This window comes from Mycetocola sp. JXN-3 (assembly GCF_014522285.1).
GTDB lineage: Bacteria > Actinomycetota > Actinomycetes > Actinomycetales > Microbacteriaceae > Mycetocola > Mycetocola saprophilus.
Map to the genome: position 1 here is coordinate 2,453,952 of NZ_CP041635.1, position 17,236 is coordinate 2,471,187.

Sequence of the window (17,236 nt, forward strand, 5' to 3'; positions counted from 1 at the left end):
GGGGTTGCAAACGGGGTTGTCATGTCGATACTTCCATCGGTATCCACGTGCGTCAACTCGACATTCGACGCGCCGAAGGCTCACACCCTCAATCCCCTCGACACGCCGCATCTTTCCCCCCGGTGAGCGCGCAAAACGCCACCGATGTCACGACCTCAAATTCGCTGGATTTAATTCCTCCGCCGGTGCACACCTGGCGGCTATTGACGGCCCCCTGTCCGATGGTCCCGAAACCTAGCGTCCGCCGACCCCGCCGCCTCCGGCACCGCCGCCGGAGAAGCCGCCGCCCATGGACCCGCCCACGCCGGAACCACCCGAGCTGCTCCAGGACGACGCGGTGGATACGGCCGAGTTGAATCCGGCGATCCCCACACCAAGTGCGGCGGCGTTGAACCCGTTGTGTCCGACGTACCAGTTGGGCTCACTCAGGTCGGTCTCGTATCGGCCGGCGAGGGTCTTGGCCCACTCCTTCTCCACTCCCCACAGCACCGCGTAGGGCAGCAGCGCCTCGTAGAGACGGAGCACCCGCTGCGGTTCGATCGCCGCGGCCCCGAAATCCGCGCCCGTGGCGGAAGCGGTGACATCCACCCGCTCGGCACCCTGCGGGGACTGCAGGATGCGCAGCCGCTCCTCCTCGGCCACCTCCAGGTACAGCTTGAGCCCCTTCAGATACTCCACCGCGCGCATGCCTTCGGCACTGAGTGCGGCTACCGGCACGGCAAAAACCAGTGTGAGGAGCATCGCGATCCCGGTGATGACGGTGGCCCCGACCGCCACGGCTGGCGCGCCCCCCTGGGAAGCCGCGGTGATGGTCATGCCCAGGGTGGCGATGAAGGCCAACACCGCGGTGATGGCCCACCATGCGGCCGCGGGTAGCTTTTCCCAGCGACGCAATCCCTGCGCGAGGGCCTGCTCACGAGTAGAGGAGGTGAGCGTGGTAATCGCCTCGGTGAGCTTTCGGCTGGGCTTGTCCAGCGATCTCGTTTTCCCGACCGCCGGATCCTTTCCGAACAGCGCGCGCAGCACCCGCGCCGAGGCCCCCTTCCCCTCCTCGGGTGCCAGATACTCGAGCGTGTAGGTCGATTTCTTCGAAAACAGACCCTTCCCCTCGGTCTCCACGATGCGCAGCTTGCCCCGAACCGCGAGGTCCACCATCGCCGCCTGGGGCAGGTTACGCTTGTGCAGCAGGTCCGCGGCAACCCCCAGATCCACACCGGGCTGCGGGGTGTACTGCGCCACCACGATCCCGTCCCCGGTAACTCGCGGGTTTCGGCGGCGACGCAGGATCACCGCGAAAATGACCAGCAAAATGCTCAGGGCGGCCAGGGCCGCGGGGAGCCAGCCGAAAATCGGCTGCTCGCCAAGGGACTTGGTCTGGGCAAACGTTCCCGCCGTGAATCCGACCGACATCGTGATGTTCTCCCCCGGGGCCAGGCGCTGCTGTGCGGAGGTAAACACCGCGGCCCCGTCGGCATCGGCTCGAGTGAACTCGCACTTTTGGGTGGACTTGTCTGGCCCGACATAGCAAGCCTGATGGTTCGTGAGGTCCGGCACCAGGGTGGGATCGATGATGACCTTCATGGTGGCCGCATCCACGGGCTGACGCAGCTGGGTTCCGATTGAATCACGGTAAAACTCATCCATCCGGGTATTTGAGAAGTACCGGGTGGAATCGCGCTGGGTGTAGTGCAGCACAAAGGTGTTGGTTCCGTGGAGGAAGGTGTCATCCCCGACCGACACCAGGATGTTGGATCTGCTGGACTCGACGCTGAAGGGCACCGCCTTGCCCTCGGCATCGGTCACCGACTCCACTCGGGTCCCCAAGTCCACACCCCGGTAGTCGCGGGGAATCGCCCGCACAATGCCGCGGTTCTGGTCGATGTCGGGGAACCTGGCCACAAAGGTTTCTCGCGCGTCGACGCGCGAGTGACGCTCGGCGTCCCGAGAGAGCGAGTAGACACCCTCAAAGCTGTCAAAGGTGAAGTTTTCGACACCGGACTTAGCCATCACCGTGGTGGCAAGGATCCCCGGTTCAGAGTAGTTCGCCGGCGAGGCGTCGTCCGCGTGCACCGGCGTCGAGGATCGCACCTCCGCGGCGAGCGCTCCGGACACCGGGAACAGCACGGTGCCACCCAGCAGGGCCGTCCCCAGCAGAAGGGCCGTGGTCCAACGCGCCGCCCGCCTCGCCAACCCGCGCATCCCGATCGAGGTTCGGGTAGGGGACGCACTCAGCAGAATCATGCCTCCACCCTAGGGGACACGCACCCGCTCCCGGCAATAAAACGGGGCATCCACGACGGTGTTGTCGCGGATGCCCCGGGGAGTTCGTGCGGTTACATCTCCTCGTGCGTGTTGGGGTCACCGTCAAAGAGTCGCCCATCGGGCTTACCCAGCGCGGTGATTGCCGAGATGTCCGCCTCATCCAGGGTGAATCCGAACACATCGAAGTTTTCCCGCTGGCGCCCGGGAGACGAGGACTTGGGGATCGGAACCACGCCGCGCTCCAGGTGCCAGCGCAGCACCGCCTGGGCCGGGGTCACCCCGTGCTTGGTCGCGATCCCGCCGATCACCGCCTCCTCATGCGGCTTGGCGCGTTTACCCAGCGGGCTCCACGCCTCGGTCACAATGCCGTGTTCGCGGTGGAAGTCCAGCAGCGCCTCCTGCGGGAAATAGGGGTGCAGCTCGACCTGGTTGACCGCGGGCAGCACGCCGGTCTCGGCCAGCAGACGGGTCAGGAACTCGGGGGTGAAGTTGGACACACCGATCGAGGACACACGGCCCTCCTCGCGCAGGCGGATCATCGCCTTCCAGGTGTCGACAAACCGATCCACGCTGGGGTTGGGCCAGTGGATGAGGTAGAGGTCGAGCTTGTCCACGCCGAGGCGTTCGAGGGTGCCGTCAAATGAGCGCAGGGTCTCATCGAACCCGTGATCGCGACCCGGAAGCTTGCTGGTGAGGGTGATGTCGCGACGGGCGACGCCGGACACTCGCAGGGCCTCCCCCACGGTCTCCTCGTTGTTGTAGTTCACCGCGGTGTCCAGCATGCGGTAGCCGATCCGGAGCGCCTCGGCGATCGATTCGACCCCCTCCGGTCCGGTCAGCGGATAGGTTCCGAACCCGATCGCGGGCAGGCGGTGGCCATCGTTCAGGGGATGCACTGGATACTGGGTCATATCCCGAATTTACCCCTCGGCCCCCACCCTCGCCAAGCGTTTCGCCCCTCCTCCACAGGCGTTCAGCGCTGAGCGAAATTCCACAGGTTCGGCTCCCTCGGGTCAATTCCGAAGCCGTCAGCGATAGCGTATGAATATGGTTTCGACATCCGCATCCGCACCCCGCGCCGAGCAGCGCCCCATCGAACGCACCCATCACGGCGACACCGTGATCGACAACTACGAGTGGCTCCGCGAGAAGGAAGATCCGCAGGTTCTCGCTCACCTCGAGGCCGAGAACACCTACACCGAGGAGCACACCGCACACCTCGAAAACCTGCGCGAGCGCATCTTCGGCGAGATCAAGGGGCGCACGCTGGAAACCGATCTCTCGGTTCCCACCCGCGAGGGGAACTGGTGGTACTACTCGCGCAGCGTCGAGGACAGCCAGTATGCGCTGCACTGCCGTGCCCCGATCGCCGGGCCCGAGGATTGGACCCCGCCCGAGCTGGATCCCGCCCATCCCGTGCCCGGCGAGCAGATCCTGCTGGATGGCAACGTGCTGGCCGAGGGCCATGAGTTCTTCTCGATCGGATCCTTCGACGTCTCCCAGGACGGCAACACCCTGCTGTATGGGGTCGATATCTCCGGGGATGAGCGCTATACGCTGCGGTTCCGGGATCTGAGCGGGCTGGGTGCCGGTGCAGGTGCGTCGGGAGAGATCCGTGAGCTGCCCGACACCATCGAGAACACCTTCGGGGGCGCGTTCTTCTCGGCGGACGGGCGACGGGTCTACTACACCACCGTCGACGAGAGCTGGCGTCCGGATACCCTCTGGCGCCACACCCTCGGGGCCGGTGACAGCGCAGGTGTTGCGGATGAGCAGGTGTTCCACGAACCCGACGAGCGCTTCTGGGTGGGCGCGGGCCTGTCTCAGAGCGGCAAGTTCCTGCTGATCGCCGCCGGATCCTCGATCACCTCCGAATGGCTGCTGGTGCGAGACGAGGCGGCCGGGTCCACCCCCGAGGTCATCTGGCCGCGCCGCGACGGCGTGGAATACGAGGTCGAGCACGCGGTGATCGGCGGCGAGGACATCCTGCTGATCACCCACAATGCCGGTGCACAAAACTTTGAGCTGGTGGCGGTTCCCGTCTCCGCCATCGGGCCGTCGTCCGGATCGCTCGCGGCAGCATCCCCCGAATCGGCCACCGTGGTTCTCCCCCACCGAGAAGATGTCCGGCTGGAATCCGTGGCGGTCTTCTCCTCCTTCCTGGCGGTTGAGTACCGGCGTGAGGGGCTGGCCCGGGTCGCGGTCGCCGCAATTACCCCGGACACCACCCTGGCCACCATCGAGCCGCGCGAAATCGAATTCGACGAGCCGCTCTACACCGTGCACACGGGCTCGAATCCCGAGTGGGACCAGCCCACGCTGCGTCTGGGATACGGATCGCTGGTGACCCCCTCGACCGTGTCCGAGCTGGACGTGGCCACCGGGGAAATCCGCGTGCTCAAGCGTCAGCCGGTTCTCGGTGGTTACGATCCGGCGGACTATCAGCAGGCGCGCGAGTGGGCCATCGCCGAGGACGGTACCCGCATCCCGATCTCACTGGTCTGGAAGCGTGGACACGCGGCGAGCGCCCCCAGCGCCAGTGCAAGCGCCAATGCCGAAGCTGCGTCCGATGCCAATTCCGAAGCTGCGTCCGATGCCAATTCCGAAGCTGCGCCGGGGCACCGGGTGCCCGGGCCGATGGAGCTCTACGGCTATGGATCCTATGAGGCCAGCATGGATCCGTCCTTCTCGGTGGCGCGTCTCTCGCTGCTGGATCGCGGGGTCACCTTCGCCATCGCCCATGTCCGGGGTGGCGGCGAGCTGGGTCGAGCCTGGTACGAAAACGGCAAGACGCTGACCAAGAAAAACACGTTTACCGACTTCGTCGCCAGCGCCAAACACCTCATCGATCACGGCTACACCACGCCGGATCGCCTGGTCGCCGAGGGTGGTAGCGCCGGTGGTCTGCTGATGGGTGCCATCACCAACCTGGCCCCCGAGCTCTTTGCCGGAGTATTGGCCAGCGTCCCGTTTGTCGACCCGCTCACGTCGATCCTCGCCCCCGACCTGCCGCTCACCGTCATCGAGTGGGACGAGTGGGGAAACCCACTGCACGATCCCGAGGTCTACCGGTATATGAAGGAGTACTCGCCCTACGAGAACATCCGCACCGACGTTACCTATCCGCGAATCCTGGCGATCACGAGCCTCAACGACACGCGAGTGCTCTACGTCGAACCGGCCAAGTGGGTTGCCCGCCTGCGCGAGGTTGAGGCACCGGTGCTACTCAAGACCGAAATGTCGGCCGGGCACGGTGGCGTCACCGGACGATACAACTCCTGGCGCGAGCGCGCGTTCGAACTTGCCTGGATCCTCGATGTGCTGGGACTGGCAGACCACGCTCTCACGGACACCGAGTAGGAACAAACAGACCGGGCGTCCGATGGCCCCACATGAAAGCGGGCCCGGAAACCATCTGGTTTCCGGGCCCGCTTCGTGTTCGGGAGGGGCGCTCGGGCGGAGAGTGCCCGGCTGACGCGCCCCGAGGGGCTATCCGAAGAGGATTGCGGCCTCGTCGTAGCGGTCCTGCGGCACGGTCTTCAAACCGCCCAGGGCGTCCTGGAAGGGAACGTGCACGAGCTCGGTGCCGCGCAGGGCGATCATGGTGCCCCACTGCTTGGCCACGGCCGAGTCGATTGCGGCCATACCCAGGCGGGTCGCCAGGACGCGGTCATACGCGCTGGGCACGCCGCCGCGCTGGATGTGACCAAGGACGGTGGCTCGGGTTTCGATGCCGGTGCGCTCCTCGATGATCGGGGCAAGCACGTCGGCGATACCGCCCAGGCGCGGACGGTTGAAGGCGTCCAGTCCCTTTTCCGAGTGTGCGGTCTCCATGGTGTCCAGGGTGAAGCCCTCGGACACCACCACGATCGGCGCACGGCCACGGTTATTGGCGGATTCTACCCACGCGACAATCTGATCGATCGACTGCGGCTGCTCGGGCATCAGGATCGCGTGAGCGCCCGCGGCCATGCCGGAGTGCAGCGCGATCCAGCCCACGTGACGACCCATAACCTCAACCACCATGCAGCGACGGTGCGAGTCACCGGTGGTGCGCAGGCGGTCGATGGCCTCGGTGGCGATCTCCACGGCGGTATCAAATCCGAATGAGTAGTCGGTCGCGTCGAGGTCGTTGTCGATGGTCTTGGGCACACCCACGATGTTCAGACCGGCGTCGGTCAGGCGCTTGGCCGCGGCCAGGGTGCCCTCGCCGCCGATCGCGATAACCGCGTCCATGCCCAGACGATCCATGGTGACACGAATGTTTTCGGGACCGCCGTTGGGGCCGTCGAAGGGGTTGGTGCGGCTGGTGCCGAGAACGGTGCCACCCTGCTTGGAAAGGCCGCGTACGTCATGGCGGGTCAGGGGATAAACATCGCCCTCAACCAGGCCACGCCATCCGTCACGAATCCCCAGGAACTCCTGGCCGTGGACGGCGGTGCCCTTGAGCACCGCTCCGCGAATCACGGCGTTGAGTCCGGGGCAGTCGCCACCGCTGGTGAGCACACCAATTCTCATCGAATCACTTCCCTTGCGCGCAATAGTTTGACCCGGTGCCCGAGGGTGCTGGCCCAACGGCGGGTCGGTGAGGTCAACACCCTGTTGCCCTCACATCGAGCGTATCGGTTTGCCGCAACCCGGGGCACCGGGCGGTGACGATTGGGAATCTGTGCATGGCGCATACGGGGTTAGAATCGGGGCATGGATTACACACCCGAAGCCGGCCAGGTCACCATGTTTTCGACGTCCTGGTGCGGATACTGCCAGCGTCTGAAGACCCAGCTCACCTCCGCCGGAATCGGCTATCAGGAGATCAACATCGAGGAGGTTCCCGGCACCGCGGAACTCGTCGCCGAACTCAACGGCGGCAACCAGACCGTGCCGACCCTGATTTTCCCCGACGGCACCGCCGCCACCAACCCCTCGCTGATCGAGGTCAAGTCGCGCCTCGGTGCCTAGCGAGCCCGCACCCGCAACTACAAACGCCCCGGCAGAACCGGGGCGTTTGTGGTTGCGGGCTAGCGTCCGCGACGGGCTTCTTCCTGAATGTCCGGCACCTTGAGGGTGACCGCGGCACCGATCAGCACCAGCGGGAACAGCAGGGTCAGCGAGAAGATCAGATCCGTGGGTACCTCAACCGGCCAGGTGGGCAGCGGGACGATCGGGTTCACAAAGACCAGCAGCGGCACCAGCCCAATCAGCCACCAGGCGCGGCCGGCGCGGATCGAATAGAACGCGACGATCGCGGTGAGAATACACACCACGAAGCGCACGATGTAGTACAGATCCGAATCCAACAGCGCCACCGTGGCCATCATCACGATGGCCGCCAGGAGGCCCGGCGCGAGCGCCGGACGGGTGAAGGTGGGTTCGCGCTTGGAGCCGCGACCGTAGCGGTCGGAACTCATTTTCCGCTCGCCACAATCGCGTCCCGCAGCACCGAGATCAGCGCGTTGAGCTGCACCGAGTCGCTGGACTCGATCGCCTGGTCGCTGCCGTCGAGCGCTCGGGCCGCGAGGCCCTGCTTCGAGTCGATCAGTTCGGCGATCTTCGAGTCGATGGTGTGCGCGGCGATGATCCGCCAGGCGGTGACCGGCTCGTCCTGACCGATGCGGTGCACGCGGTCGATGGCCTGGGTCTGCTCAGCGGCGGTCCAGGAGAGCTCGGCGAGCACCACGTTGGAGGCTGCCTGCAGGTTGACACCCACGCCGGCGGCGGTCAGCGAACACACGATCACCGAGACGCCGGGGTCGTTGTTGAACGCGTCGATGGCTTCCTGACGGGCCTGGGTGCTCTGATCTCCGCGGATCGACACGGTGCGCAGGTCGCGTCCCGCCAGCACCCGCTCGGCGGTATCCATGACGTCGATGTGCTTGGCGAAGAACACCACCTTGCCCACCGAGTGCGCGAGCTGCGCGGTGTAGTCGGCGGCCAGCTGGGCCTTCGCCTGACCGATCCGGCGCACCATCGTGAAGACGTTTTCGCCCCCGCCGGCGGCCTTGGACTCCTCCAGCTCACCCTGGGCAACCAGGCGCATGATGTCGAGGTCGGGACCGCTCGGGCGCCCGGCCCGGTCGGGACGGGCCTCGATGATGCGGTTGTACTTGGCCAGCAGGCGCTGACCCAGCTCGCGCTCGGCGTCGCGGATCGAACGTCCGGCCTCATCGTCGAGCTCAACCGGGATGTCGGCGATCATCTTCGAGGGCAGGTCGGCGGCCACGTCGATCTTCTTGCGGCGCACGATACCCAGGTCGATAACCGCGTTCCGTGCCTCGGGGTAGAAGCCCGAGTCCGCCGGGGTCAGCCCGTTTTCCTCAAGCTTGGCCATCAGCTCGGGTCCGGGCTTATCGCCGGTGGTCCAGCCGAGGAACTGCCAGATCGCGTTGAAGTCGGCCACGTCGTTGATCAGCGGGGTTCCGGTCAGCGCCATCAGCAGCGGCTTGCCGCCGGGGGTGTTGGCGCGGATTCGACGAGCCAGGGAGAGCACGTGCTGCGAGCGCTGCGAGTGCAGGTTCTTGATGAAGTGCGCCTCGTCCACCACCATGCCACGGAACCCGAGGGTGCTTAGCCAGGCCAGGTGACGGTCCAGGACCTCGTAGTTGACGATGAAGATGTCGGCAAACGCGTCGATGTCACGTCCGTCACCGTGAATCACCGTGGCGCGGCGACCGGGGGTCCAACGCTCGACCTCGCGGGCCCAGTTCATCTTGACCACGTTGGGAACCACCACGAGCAGCGGGTATGCCTGGGCGACCGAGGCTGCCAGCAGCGACTGCGCGGTCTTTCCGAGACCCGGCTCATCGGCCAGCAGAATCGAACGCTGACCGCGCTTGACGGCCTCCACGAAGCGAGCCTGGTGCTTCATGATCTCGCGTCCGGGCGGGGCCAGACGGTCGATCTTCGGAGCGTCCGGCAGCGGCATGCACGCCGAGGCACCACCGGCACCGGTCTCAAACGACTTGTACAGCGGACCCATCAGCTCCCAGCTGTCCAGGCGTCCACGGGTGGAACGCTCGGCCGGGGCCGGGGTCAGGTTGGGGGCGAGGAACGGGTTGGAGCGCTGGCGCGCCTTCACCTGGATCGGCACCACCTGCTTCTGCGCGAGCTCGGCGGGGATGATCTGCTCGGGCTCGGGGGCCTGGGTGGTGATAATCAACTCTTCGGGGCTGAGTTCGGCACCGGATTCCAGCAGCCAGTCGCGGCGCATCTTCTGGGCCACCGGGCTGGTGGCGGCGTCGGCCTCCAGCAGCGTGATCAGCGAGGTGTCGCGGGCGGCGGTCTTGGCCAGAATCGTGGCCACGCCATCCAGGCGCTTAAGCAGCTCGGTGCGCATGCTCTCGGACATCTCGGTGGATCCCTTAACCCGGGCGCGTTCCTCGCGCACCAGGAAGGCGATGACCTGGAACTTCACCCGGTTGGTCGGGCCAACCTTTCCCTTCTGGGCCTTCGCCTCGACCTCGCGCACCTTGCGGGCGAGGATCGGGATGATCGGGGCTTCCTCATCGTGGCGCGAAACCTGATTGCGCGACGATTTACGGGCTGCGGTTCCGCGTGCGCCCGCGGCGCGGTGTGCGGATCGGCCGGGTGAACGGCGCTGACCGGTGTTTGGCATGCTCCTCCTGAGCGCTCCAGTACCCGGGCAAATGCCGGGTCCGATACTGCGCCGGCCGGGTGATTGCTGCCTCGACTCGGGGTTCTCGCGGTGATAGACACCGGAACCGAAGCCGGATAAACGGCGGGCGCGGAAACATTCTACGATATTCATGCCCGCGATTTCCTCCCCTTTTCGCGTGGCGCTTCGGTTTTACCGCGCGATCCGTCCCGCCGGGGCTCGCGGGACCGCACTATACTGCACCAATGAACCCTCGATTCGGTGACGCATCCCTGGACCGTTTTCGCGCGCTGCTGCGCATCCCCACGGTGGGCCGGCTGGATGAAACCCTGATCGACTGGGATGCGTTTGATACGTTCCTCACCACGCTGGAGGAGCTGTATCCACGGGTGTTCGGCACCCTCGAATGCGAGAAAATCGGTGGCTATTCGCTGCTGCTGCGCTGGCCCGGTGCCTCCCCCGAAAACCCGACCGTGCTGATGGGACACTACGATGTGGTTTCGGTCAACGTGGGCGCAAACGAACCCGAGTGGGCCCATCCGCCCTTTGCCGCCGAGATCACCGGAACCGGCGAGGACCGGGTGCTGTGGGGCCGGGGCACCCTGGATGATAAGGGCGCGGTGGTCGCGATCCTCGAGGCCGTGGAGCACGCGATCGAATCGGGATTCGCCCCCGCACACGACCTCTATCTGAGCTTTGGGCACAACGAGGAGACCACCGGGGCCGGGGCGCGGGCCACGGTTGAGCTGCTGGAATCCCGCGGGGTTGTGCCCGGACTGGTGATCGATGAGGGTGGCGCGGTGATCGAGGATGTGCTGCCCGGATTGCGGGGACCGGCCGCGCTCGTGGGCACCACCGAGAAGGGTCTGGCGACGATCACGCTGAGTGTCGCGCAGGTGGGCGGTCACGCGTCCACCCCGCCGCCCTTCCCGGCAACCGCCCGGCTGGCGCGGGCGATCACCCGGGTCAATCGGTCACCCTTCCCCGGGCGGCTCTCCCGCCCGGCCAAGGATCTGCTGCGCACCCTGGGGCCGCGCTCGGCCGCGCCGCTGCCCTGGGTCGCCAAAAACGTCGATCTGCTGGCCCCGCTGCTGGCAAAGGTTCTCCCCCGGCTCGGGGCCGAAACCGCCGCACTGGTGCGCACCACCACCGTCACCACCCAGCTTTCCGGGGCGTCGGCCGCCAACGCGCTGCCCGAGCGGGCCACCGCGACCCTGAACGTGCGGGTGGCCGTGGGGTCGAGTGTGGCGGCGACCGTGCGCCGGCTGAACCGGATTATCAACGATCCCGAGGTGGAGCTGAGGGTGGCCGAGTTCCACGATCCCTCCCCCGTCTCCCCGTCCTCCGGACCGGGCTGGGAGCGTATTGTGTCCGCCTTTGCCGTCGCCGCCCCGGATGCCATGGTCTCCCCGTACGTGATGCTCGGGGCCAGCGATTCCCGCTACTACGCCCGGATCTCCCCGAACGTCTATCGCACCACGCCGTTCCGGATGAGCGCCGATGAGCGCGCCGGTCTGCACGCGGTGAACGAGCGGATCCGGGTATCCACCTGGCTTGAGGGCATCGAGTTCTATCGCAGCCTGGTGCTCAGCGCCTAGCGTGTGCGCCTGGTTGGTGCCGGTTGCGAGCGCGATGCCGGTGGCGAACGAGGGCAGCGTGTGCGCCTCCAGCGAACCCGACGCGGCACCACGTCGTGTCGGGGTTTGCGCCCATAAGCTGAGGGGGTGAATACCTCTGACATAGTTTCGGCCCGCCTCGGAGAGATTTTTCTTCCGGATGGCCGGGCCCTCGGCTTCGCCGAATATGGAACCCCCGATGGAACCCCGGTGCTGTTCATCCCGGGAGCGGCCAGTGGTCGCGCGATGAACTTCGGTGCCGAGCTGCTGGGCGAACGGGCAATCCGGCTGATCTCGGTGGATCGTCCGGGCCTCGGTGCCTCCGACCACGACCCCAACAAGACCCTCACCAGTGTGGCCGAGGACCTGCGCTACCTGCTCAGCGCACTGGGCCTCGGCCGGATCCCGCTGATCGCCAACTCCCAGGGGGCGCCGTTTGCGCTGGCCCTGGCGGCGACCGGCGCGGTGTCCTCGCTCAACCTGGTATCCCCCTCCGACGAGGTCGCGCACCCGCTGATCACCGGCATGCTGCCCGAGGAGATGGTGACCCTGATCGACTCGGTGGGCCGCGAACCCGAAACCGTCCGCGCCCACTTTGCCCGCTTCACCCCCGAGCTGATGTGGGAATACGTCATGTCCGAGATTTCCGCGGCGGATGCCGAGGTCTACGGCGACGAGGATTTCCGCGCGCTCTACCGCCGCACCCTCGCCGAATCCTTCGCCGGCGGTGCCCATGGATATGCCGCCGACACCATCCTGGCGATGAGCCCGTGGCGGCTCCCCCTGGACCAGATCGACATCCCCGTGCACGTGTGGTTCGGCGACCGCGACGAGGTCCACTCCCCCGACCACGGCGACACCCTCACCCACCGCATTCCCGGTGCCCAGCGGCACCTGGTGTCCGGGGCCGGCGGCTCGCTGCTGTGGTCGGAGCCGGGCCTGTTCCTGGGGTATTTGGACTAGGGCGGCCGTCACCATACCGGTTAACGTCGATATCCCGGCACTAAGTTGGTGCCGGGATATCGAGATTCGAGCGTAAAAACTAGGCGGCGACCACCGCGGCGGAATAGCCGGCGTTGGAGACCGCGGTTACCAGGGCACCCTGGTCGGTCTCTTCGGAGGCCAGCACGCGCGCGCGGCCGGAGGCGAGGTCGACCTCGGCGGTGACGCCGTCCAGCGCCTCAAACTCGCGGAGGATCTTGTTCACGCAGAATGAGTTGTGCATTCCGGTGATGGTCAGCAGGGTGGTCTTGAGTCCCATGATGGTGTCCCTTCGTCAAGATCATCATAAACTCAACAACCGTTATCCAGCAGGGTGTATTCCGAAGGTTTGCTATGGAGCAGGGACGTCCAGGATTTCGCGCACCCGCACCACGTCGTCATGCATCTGCGCGATCAGCGGATCGATGCCCGCATAGGCAACCATTCCGCGTACCCGTTCCACGAAGCACACCTCAACCTCGCGGTCGTACAGGTCGATGTCCTGATCCAGCAGGAACGCCTCCACCTGCTTCTGCGGCACGCCGTCAAAGGTTGGGTTATTACCCACCGAGATTGCCGCCGCATAGCGTTCGCCCTCGCTGGTGAGCCAGCCCGCATAGACGCCGTCGGCGGGGATGTAGCCGGTGGATTCGGGCGAGAGGTTGGCGGTCGGGAAGCCCAGCTCGCGGCCGCGCTTGGCCCCGTGGACCACGGTTCCGCGCACACTCGGGTAGTGACCCAGCAGATCGGCGGCGGCGTCCACCCGGCCGTCGGCCAGCAGCTCACGGATCCAGGTCGACGAGGCGCGACGCCCCTCCCGCGGCATGACATCATCGATGGCCACAACCTCGAAGCCCTCGATCTTGCCCTGCTCGGTGAGCGAGGACACATCTCCCGCGCCGCGGTGTCCGTAGCGGAAATCATCCCCGGCGAGCACTACCTTGGCGTCCAGGGTGGCGCACAGGATCGAACGCACAAACGACTCGGGCTCGAGCGCCGAGAGCAGCCGGTCAAAGGTGAGCACCAAGACCGCATCGATCCCGGTTTCGGCCAGCAGATCCAGCTTCTGATCAATCCCGGTCAGGGCGGTGGGGGCCTGGCCCGGCGCGATCACGTGCAGCGGGTGACGGTCGAAGGTGACCACCACCGAGCGCAAACCGCGCTCCTCGGCAATTCCGCGCAGACCCGCGATCACGCCGCGGTGACCGGCGTGGACGCCGTCAAACTTGCCGATGGTCACGGCACTCGGGCCAAAGTCCAGGGGAACCTCGGTCAGGTCGCGGAAAACCCTCACGCGCGCTTTCCCTTCTGCTTGGCCAGCCAGAACAGGCCGAGCGCGGGCAGGACCAGCGGCACATAACCATATCCGCTGCCAAAGTGTGACCACACGGTGTCGTGCGGGAACAGGGCCGGATCAAAAATCGAGAGGAGACCAATCACGATGACCCCAACCATTTCGAAGCCGATTGTAATCCAGGCAATTCTGCGCCAGGTTGCACCGGGGACGATCAGGGCGACCGTGGCCACGATATAGACCACCGCGGCGAGCGCCGAGAGCGTATAGGCCAGCGGGGCCTGATCGAACTTGCCGATGATCTGGGTGACCGAGCGTCCGGTCGCCGCCAGGGCGAGAATGCCGTAGACCGCCACGAGGACTCGGCCGACGCCGCTGATTCGCGGGGCGGCATCTCGCGTGGACGAGGAGGAGGCTGTGGGGTTCTGGGCGGCGGGATCGGTGCTGTTCATGTCGAAGCCAATTCTATGCCCCTTCGTCCCACACACCGGCAGTGGTCGGAACGAGATGACGTGCGTTTCGCACGCGGGCATGGTGAGAGGGGTGAAATCCTGCGGGTTAGGCGGCCACCGTGGTCCAGATGACCTCCATCCGGATGACCATCACCGAGACCGCGAGCAGCCCAACCCCGACGATGACCGTGGACCAGCGGGTGCGATCCAGCAGCCCCCAGAACACCGCGGCGGCGGGGATGATCAGCGCGCAGATCAGATACGCGTAGAACTCGATCGGGTCGCCATAAATGTTGTTGCCGGTGGCCGGGGCGATGATCGCCACCACGAGCTGAACCAGCAGCAGGAGCTCCACCAGGGCGGCGGAGCCGAGGCTCAGGTCGCTGGGTTTGCGGCCGAGCAGGCCCATCACCACACACATCAAGCCCGCGAGCGCGGCGATCCCGGTGATGCCGTAGGTCAGCCAGGTGATCATGCCTGAGCCTCGGCGGAATCTGCGGCGGAGGCAGCGGTCTCGGCGTGAGCGGCAGCGGCAGCGGCGGCGGCAGCGTGCGGTGCGACGGCTGCAGCGGCAGCGGCCGGTGCCACCTGCGCCTCGTCCGAGGGGAAGTTCACCAGCGAACGGGCGCTGTTTTTGCCCGCCTGCACCAGGCCGATCAGCGCACCATTCGGGGTCAGGGCGGCAATCGGGCCCGATACTCCCGTGGGGAAGCCCTCGATCCCGATCTTCTTACCGTGGCCCAGATCGATCGCGCGCTGGGCATCCAGCATCACGTGCGGGAACAGGGTCTTGGCGGCGGCGGCTGAGGAGATCAGCCGGGCGGCGGGATCCAGGTCTTCGAGGGTCACCGCATCGGCCACCGAGAACGGTCCGATCCGGGTGCGGCGCAGGGCGCTCAGGTGTCCCCCGACACCCAGGTCGTTGCCGAGGTCCCGTGCGAGGGCACGAATGTAGGTGCCCGAGGAGCACTCGACCCTCACATCCAGCTCGATCCGGTCCGCCAGGCGACGGGTTTCCAGCACCTCGAAGGCCGAGATGGTGACCGGACGGGCCTTGAGCTCGACGGTCTCCCCCGAGCGCACCAGGTCGTAGGCGCGCTTGCCGTCCACCTTGATCGCCGATACCTGGGTGGGTACCTGCAGGATGTCGCCGCGGAGCACCTCGATGCCCGCCGCGATGGCCTCCTTGGTCACCGCGGACACGGTCTCGGGGGCCGCGGTTTCCACGGTGTCCCCCTCGGCGTCATCGGTGGTGGTGGAGGATCCCAGCACGATCGTGGCGTAGTACTCCTTGTCCAGGCCCACCACGTAGGTGAGCAGGCGCGTGGCCGAGTTGATGCCGAGAATCAGCAGGCCGGTGGCCATCGGATCCAGGGTTCCGGCATGGCCCACCTTGCGGGTGCCCACGAGACGTCGGGTGCGCGCGACCACGTCGTGGCTGGTCATCCCGCCGGACTTATCCACCAGCACAATGCCTGAACTCACCAAAATCTCCTCGCCACACCGCCGTATAAAACCAGCCTCCATCCTCCCATATTCATCGGCATCGGGTGCCCGGTTCACAACGGATCGGGCCGCCCGGCTACGCTGGAATCGATGAACACCACCGACATTCCCCGGGCGCTGATCGACTGGTTCGCCCGGGAGGGCCGCGCCCTCCCCTGGCGCGAAGACGATTTCCCGGCCTGGGGCACCCTGGTGTCGGAGTTTATGCTGCAGCAAACCCCGGTGGCCCGGGTCATTCCGCGCCTGGCCGAATGGCTGGAGCGTTGGCCGACCCCCGCCGATCTGGCGGCGTCCCCCTCCGGGGAGGCGGTGCGCGCCTGGGCCAACCTCGGGTATCCGCGCCGGGCGCTGTGGCTCCACCGGGCCGCCGTGCAGATTACCGAGCAGCACGGCGGAATCGTGCCGCGAGATGTCCCTACCCTGCTCGCTTTGACCGGCGTGGGCGACTATACGGCCCGCGCGGTTGCGGTCTTTGCCTATGGGGATCGGCATCCGGTGATCGACACCAACGGCCGCCGGGTCATTGCCCGCGCGATCCATGCCCAGGCCGAACCCGGCCCGCCCCGCGCCGCCGCGGACCTGGCCGATATGGCCGCGCTGCTGCCCGAGGATCGCGAGGCGGCCCGCGCCTTTAACGTGGCGATCATGGAGCTGGGGCAGGTTGTCTGCACGGCGCGTTCGCCGCGGTGTGACGTGTGTCCAATCCGGGACGCGTGCGCCTGGGTCCAGGCCGGATCGCCCGAATACTTCGGCCCCACCAAGGCCGTGCAGAAGACGTATGCGGGCAGCGATCGACAGGTCCGCGGGCTGATTCTGCGCGAGCTTCGGGCCGCGCACCTGCCGGTCACCGATGCCGAGATTATTGGGCTCTGGGAGGACCGAGTCCAGCTGGATCGGGCCCTCGCCGGGCTCCTCGCGGATGGGCTGGCGGTGGAGTCCCAGGGCGGATACGTCCTGCCCTAACCCGCTAAACTGGGCGCATGACTAGCGCCGAAAACCCGCAGAACTTCACCCCCGAGCCCGGTTTTGAGGAGTTCGCAGCCGCAGACTCTCCCGCGTTCGAGATTGTGGCCGACGCCGAACCCGAGCTCGAGGTTTCCGGGGTACTGCCGCCGCTGTTTGTGGCCGAATACCTGTACTCCGAGGACCTCGAGGCAACCCTCGCCGCACACCGTCCCGAGGAGGGTGTGCTGCCCACCGGCGCCGAGCGGATCCCCGGCTGGTTCTTCCAGGTCACCGCCAACGAGACCGTGCTGAGCGAGGACGCCGAGGTGTCCTTCGGCGACGACGTGGAGTACGTCGTGGTGTTCAACGGTGCCGATGAGGCCGGGCTTCCCGGTGCCGTGGCCCAGGTCATTCAGGCCCTGATCGACCAGGTTGGACCGCGCGCCACCGAGTTCATCGCGCACAGCATCGGCGGATCGGTGCAGGAGTTTGACGCGCAGTTCGCCGGAGCCTTCGACCTTCGCGTGGGTGCCCCCGAGCTGCTGACCGACTAGCCTCCGCTCGGTCG

The 17,236-nt window shown here is 66.5% G+C and carries 16 protein-coding genes; 6 read left to right on the forward strand and 10 right to left on the reverse strand.

What is annotated here, in order from left to right; genetic code table 11:
* Positions 1–234 precede the first annotated feature (234 nt).
* Together C7C57_RS11155 and C7C57_RS11160 are read right to left on the reverse strand one after the other, a co-directional pair.
* Positions 235–2,241, reverse strand: a complete 2,007-nt coding sequence (locus C7C57_RS11155) for a DUF2207 domain-containing protein (RefSeq protein WP_187976478.1) — start codon at positions 2,239–2,241, stop codon at positions 235–237.
* A 92-nt stretch (positions 2,242–2,333) separates the two neighbouring features.
* Positions 2,334–3,173 (reverse strand): aldo/keto reductase, encoded by an 840-nt coding sequence (locus C7C57_RS11160; RefSeq protein WP_187976479.1) that lies wholly within the window; start codon positions 3,171–3,173, stop codon positions 2,334–2,336.
* Positions 3,174–3,303: 130 nt separating this feature from the next.
* On the opposite strand from C7C57_RS11160, the gene C7C57_RS11165 reads away from it, so the two are divergent.
* Entirely contained in the window at positions 3,304–5,622 is a 2,319-nt protein-coding gene (locus C7C57_RS11165) for a S9 family peptidase (protein ID WP_187976480.1), read from the forward strand.
* Positions 5,623–5,751: 129 nt separating this feature from the next.
* On the opposite strand, the gene C7C57_RS11170 is transcribed toward C7C57_RS11165, so the two are convergent.
* Positions 5,752–6,780, reverse strand: a complete 1,029-nt coding sequence (locus C7C57_RS11170) for a 6-phosphofructokinase (protein WP_030142970.1) — start codon at positions 6,778–6,780, stop codon at positions 5,752–5,754.
* A 183-nt stretch (positions 6,781–6,963) separates the two neighbouring features.
* On the opposite strand from C7C57_RS11170, the gene C7C57_RS11175 reads away from it, so the two are divergent.
* Positions 6,964–7,221: a glutaredoxin domain-containing protein gene (locus tag C7C57_RS11175; RefSeq protein WP_030142969.1), complete on the forward strand. Its 258-nt coding sequence runs from the start codon at positions 6,964–6,966 to the stop codon at positions 7,219–7,221.
* A gap of 59 nt (positions 7,222–7,280) precedes the next feature.
* On the opposite strand, the gene C7C57_RS11180 is transcribed toward C7C57_RS11175, so the two are convergent.
* Positions 7,281–7,670, reverse strand: coding sequence for a DUF6804 family protein (locus tag C7C57_RS11180; RefSeq protein WP_187976481.1), 390 nt, complete (start codon positions 7,668–7,670; stop codon positions 7,281–7,283).
* Positions 7,667–9,874, reverse strand: coding sequence for a DEAD/DEAH box helicase (locus tag C7C57_RS11185; RefSeq protein ID WP_187976482.1), 2,208 nt, complete (start codon positions 9,872–9,874; stop codon positions 7,667–7,669). Before C7C57_RS11185 ends, C7C57_RS11180 begins: the two co-directional genes overlap by 4 nt.
* Before the next feature lie 245 nt (positions 9,875–10,119).
* Here C7C57_RS11185 and C7C57_RS11190 point away from each other — a divergent pair, with 245 nt between their 5' ends.
* Together C7C57_RS11190 and C7C57_RS11195 are read left to right on the forward strand one after the other, a co-directional pair.
* On the forward strand, positions 10,120–11,472 hold the full coding sequence (locus C7C57_RS11190) for a M20/M25/M40 family metallo-hydrolase (protein ID WP_187976483.1): 1,353 nt from the start codon (positions 10,120–10,122) through the stop codon (positions 11,470–11,472).
* A gap of 126 nt (positions 11,473–11,598) precedes the next feature.
* Positions 11,599–12,453 carry an alpha/beta fold hydrolase gene (locus tag C7C57_RS11195; RefSeq protein ID WP_187976484.1) on the forward strand — a complete coding sequence of 285 codons (855 nt, stop codon included), beginning with the start codon at positions 11,599–11,601 and terminating at the stop codon, positions 12,451–12,453.
* Between the two features lie 79 nt (positions 12,454–12,532).
* Here the strand turns inward: C7C57_RS11195 and C7C57_RS11200 are convergent, their stop codons facing one another.
* The 5 genes from C7C57_RS11200 to truB all read right to left on the reverse strand — a co-directional run bounded on the left by C7C57_RS11200 (position 12,533) and on the right by truB (position 15,705).
* On the reverse strand, positions 12,533–12,751 hold the full coding sequence (locus tag C7C57_RS11200; RefSeq protein ID WP_187976485.1) for a heavy-metal-associated domain-containing protein: 219 nt from the start codon (positions 12,749–12,751) through the stop codon (positions 12,533–12,535).
* Positions 12,752–12,823: 72 nt separating this feature from the next.
* Positions 12,824–13,765, reverse strand: a complete 942-nt coding sequence (locus C7C57_RS11205) for a bifunctional riboflavin kinase/FAD synthetase (protein WP_187976486.1) — start codon at positions 13,763–13,765, stop codon at positions 12,824–12,826.
* Positions 13,762–14,217 (reverse strand): hypothetical protein, encoded by a 456-nt coding sequence (locus C7C57_RS11210; protein WP_255505664.1) that lies wholly within the window; start codon positions 14,215–14,217, stop codon positions 13,762–13,764. Before C7C57_RS11210 ends, C7C57_RS11205 begins: the two co-directional genes overlap by 4 nt.
* 106 nt (positions 14,218–14,323) lie before the next feature.
* Complete coding sequence (locus C7C57_RS11215; protein ID WP_030142961.1) at positions 14,324–14,692, reverse strand: hypothetical protein; 369 nt, start codon at positions 14,690–14,692, stop codon at positions 14,324–14,326.
* Positions 14,689–15,705 (reverse strand): tRNA pseudouridine(55) synthase TruB, encoded by a 1,017-nt coding sequence (gene truB / locus C7C57_RS11220; protein ID WP_255505665.1) that lies wholly within the window; start codon positions 15,703–15,705, stop codon positions 14,689–14,691. The genes C7C57_RS11215 and truB overlap by 4 nt, the downstream gene beginning before the upstream one ends.
* 108 nt (positions 15,706–15,813) lie before the next feature.
* On the opposite strand from truB, the gene C7C57_RS11225 reads away from it, so the two are divergent.
* Together C7C57_RS11225 and C7C57_RS11230 are read left to right on the forward strand one after the other, a co-directional pair.
* Entirely contained in the window at positions 15,814–16,686 is an 873-nt protein-coding gene (locus C7C57_RS11225; protein WP_187976488.1) for an A/G-specific adenine glycosylase, read from the forward strand.
* Positions 16,687–16,703: 17 nt separating this feature from the next.
* Positions 16,704–17,222 carry a hypothetical protein gene (locus tag C7C57_RS11230; RefSeq protein WP_030142958.1) on the forward strand — a complete coding sequence of 173 codons (519 nt, stop codon included), beginning with the start codon at positions 16,704–16,706 and terminating at the stop codon, positions 17,220–17,222.
* Positions 17,223–17,236 lie beyond the last annotated feature (14 nt).

Excerpts from the sequence above, each read along its gene's own strand:
- C7C57_RS11155 (WP_187976478.1), bottom strand. The coding sequence starts at position 2,241 with ATGATTCTGCTGAGTGCGTCCCCTACCCGAACCTCGATCGGGATGCGC.
- C7C57_RS11160 (WP_187976479.1), bottom strand. The coding sequence starts at position 3,173 with ATGACCCAGTATCCAGTGCATCCCCTGAACGATGGCCACCGCCTGCCC.
- C7C57_RS11165 (WP_187976480.1), top strand. The coding sequence starts at position 3,304 with ATGAATATGGTTTCGACATCCGCATCCGCACCCCGCGCCGAGCAGCGC.
- C7C57_RS11170 (WP_030142970.1), bottom strand. The coding sequence starts at position 6,780 with ATGAGAATTGGTGTGCTCACCAGCGGTGGCGACTGCCCCGGACTCAAC.
- C7C57_RS11175 (WP_030142969.1), top strand. The coding sequence starts at position 6,964 with ATGGATTACACACCCGAAGCCGGCCAGGTCACCATGTTTTCGACGTCC.
- C7C57_RS11180 (WP_187976481.1), bottom strand. The coding sequence starts at position 7,670 with ATGAGTTCCGACCGCTACGGTCGCGGCTCCAAGCGCGAACCCACCTTC.
- C7C57_RS11185 (WP_187976482.1), bottom strand. The coding sequence starts at position 9,874 with ATGCCAAACACCGGTCAGCGCCGTTCACCCGGCCGATCCGCACACCGC.
- C7C57_RS11190 (WP_187976483.1), top strand. The coding sequence starts at position 10,120 with ATGAACCCTCGATTCGGTGACGCATCCCTGGACCGTTTTCGCGCGCTG.
- C7C57_RS11200 (WP_187976485.1), bottom strand. The coding sequence starts at position 12,751 with ATGGGACTCAAGACCACCCTGCTGACCATCACCGGAATGCACAACTCA.
- C7C57_RS11210 (WP_255505664.1), bottom strand. The coding sequence starts at position 14,217 with ATGAACAGCACCGATCCCGCCGCCCAGAACCCCACAGCCTCCTCCTCG.
- C7C57_RS11215 (WP_030142961.1), bottom strand. The coding sequence starts at position 14,692 with ATGATCACCTGGCTGACCTACGGCATCACCGGGATCGCCGCGCTCGCG.
- C7C57_RS11225 (WP_187976488.1), top strand. The coding sequence starts at position 15,814 with ATGAACACCACCGACATTCCCCGGGCGCTGATCGACTGGTTCGCCCGG.
- C7C57_RS11230 (WP_030142958.1), top strand. The coding sequence starts at position 16,704 with ATGACTAGCGCCGAAAACCCGCAGAACTTCACCCCCGAGCCCGGTTTT.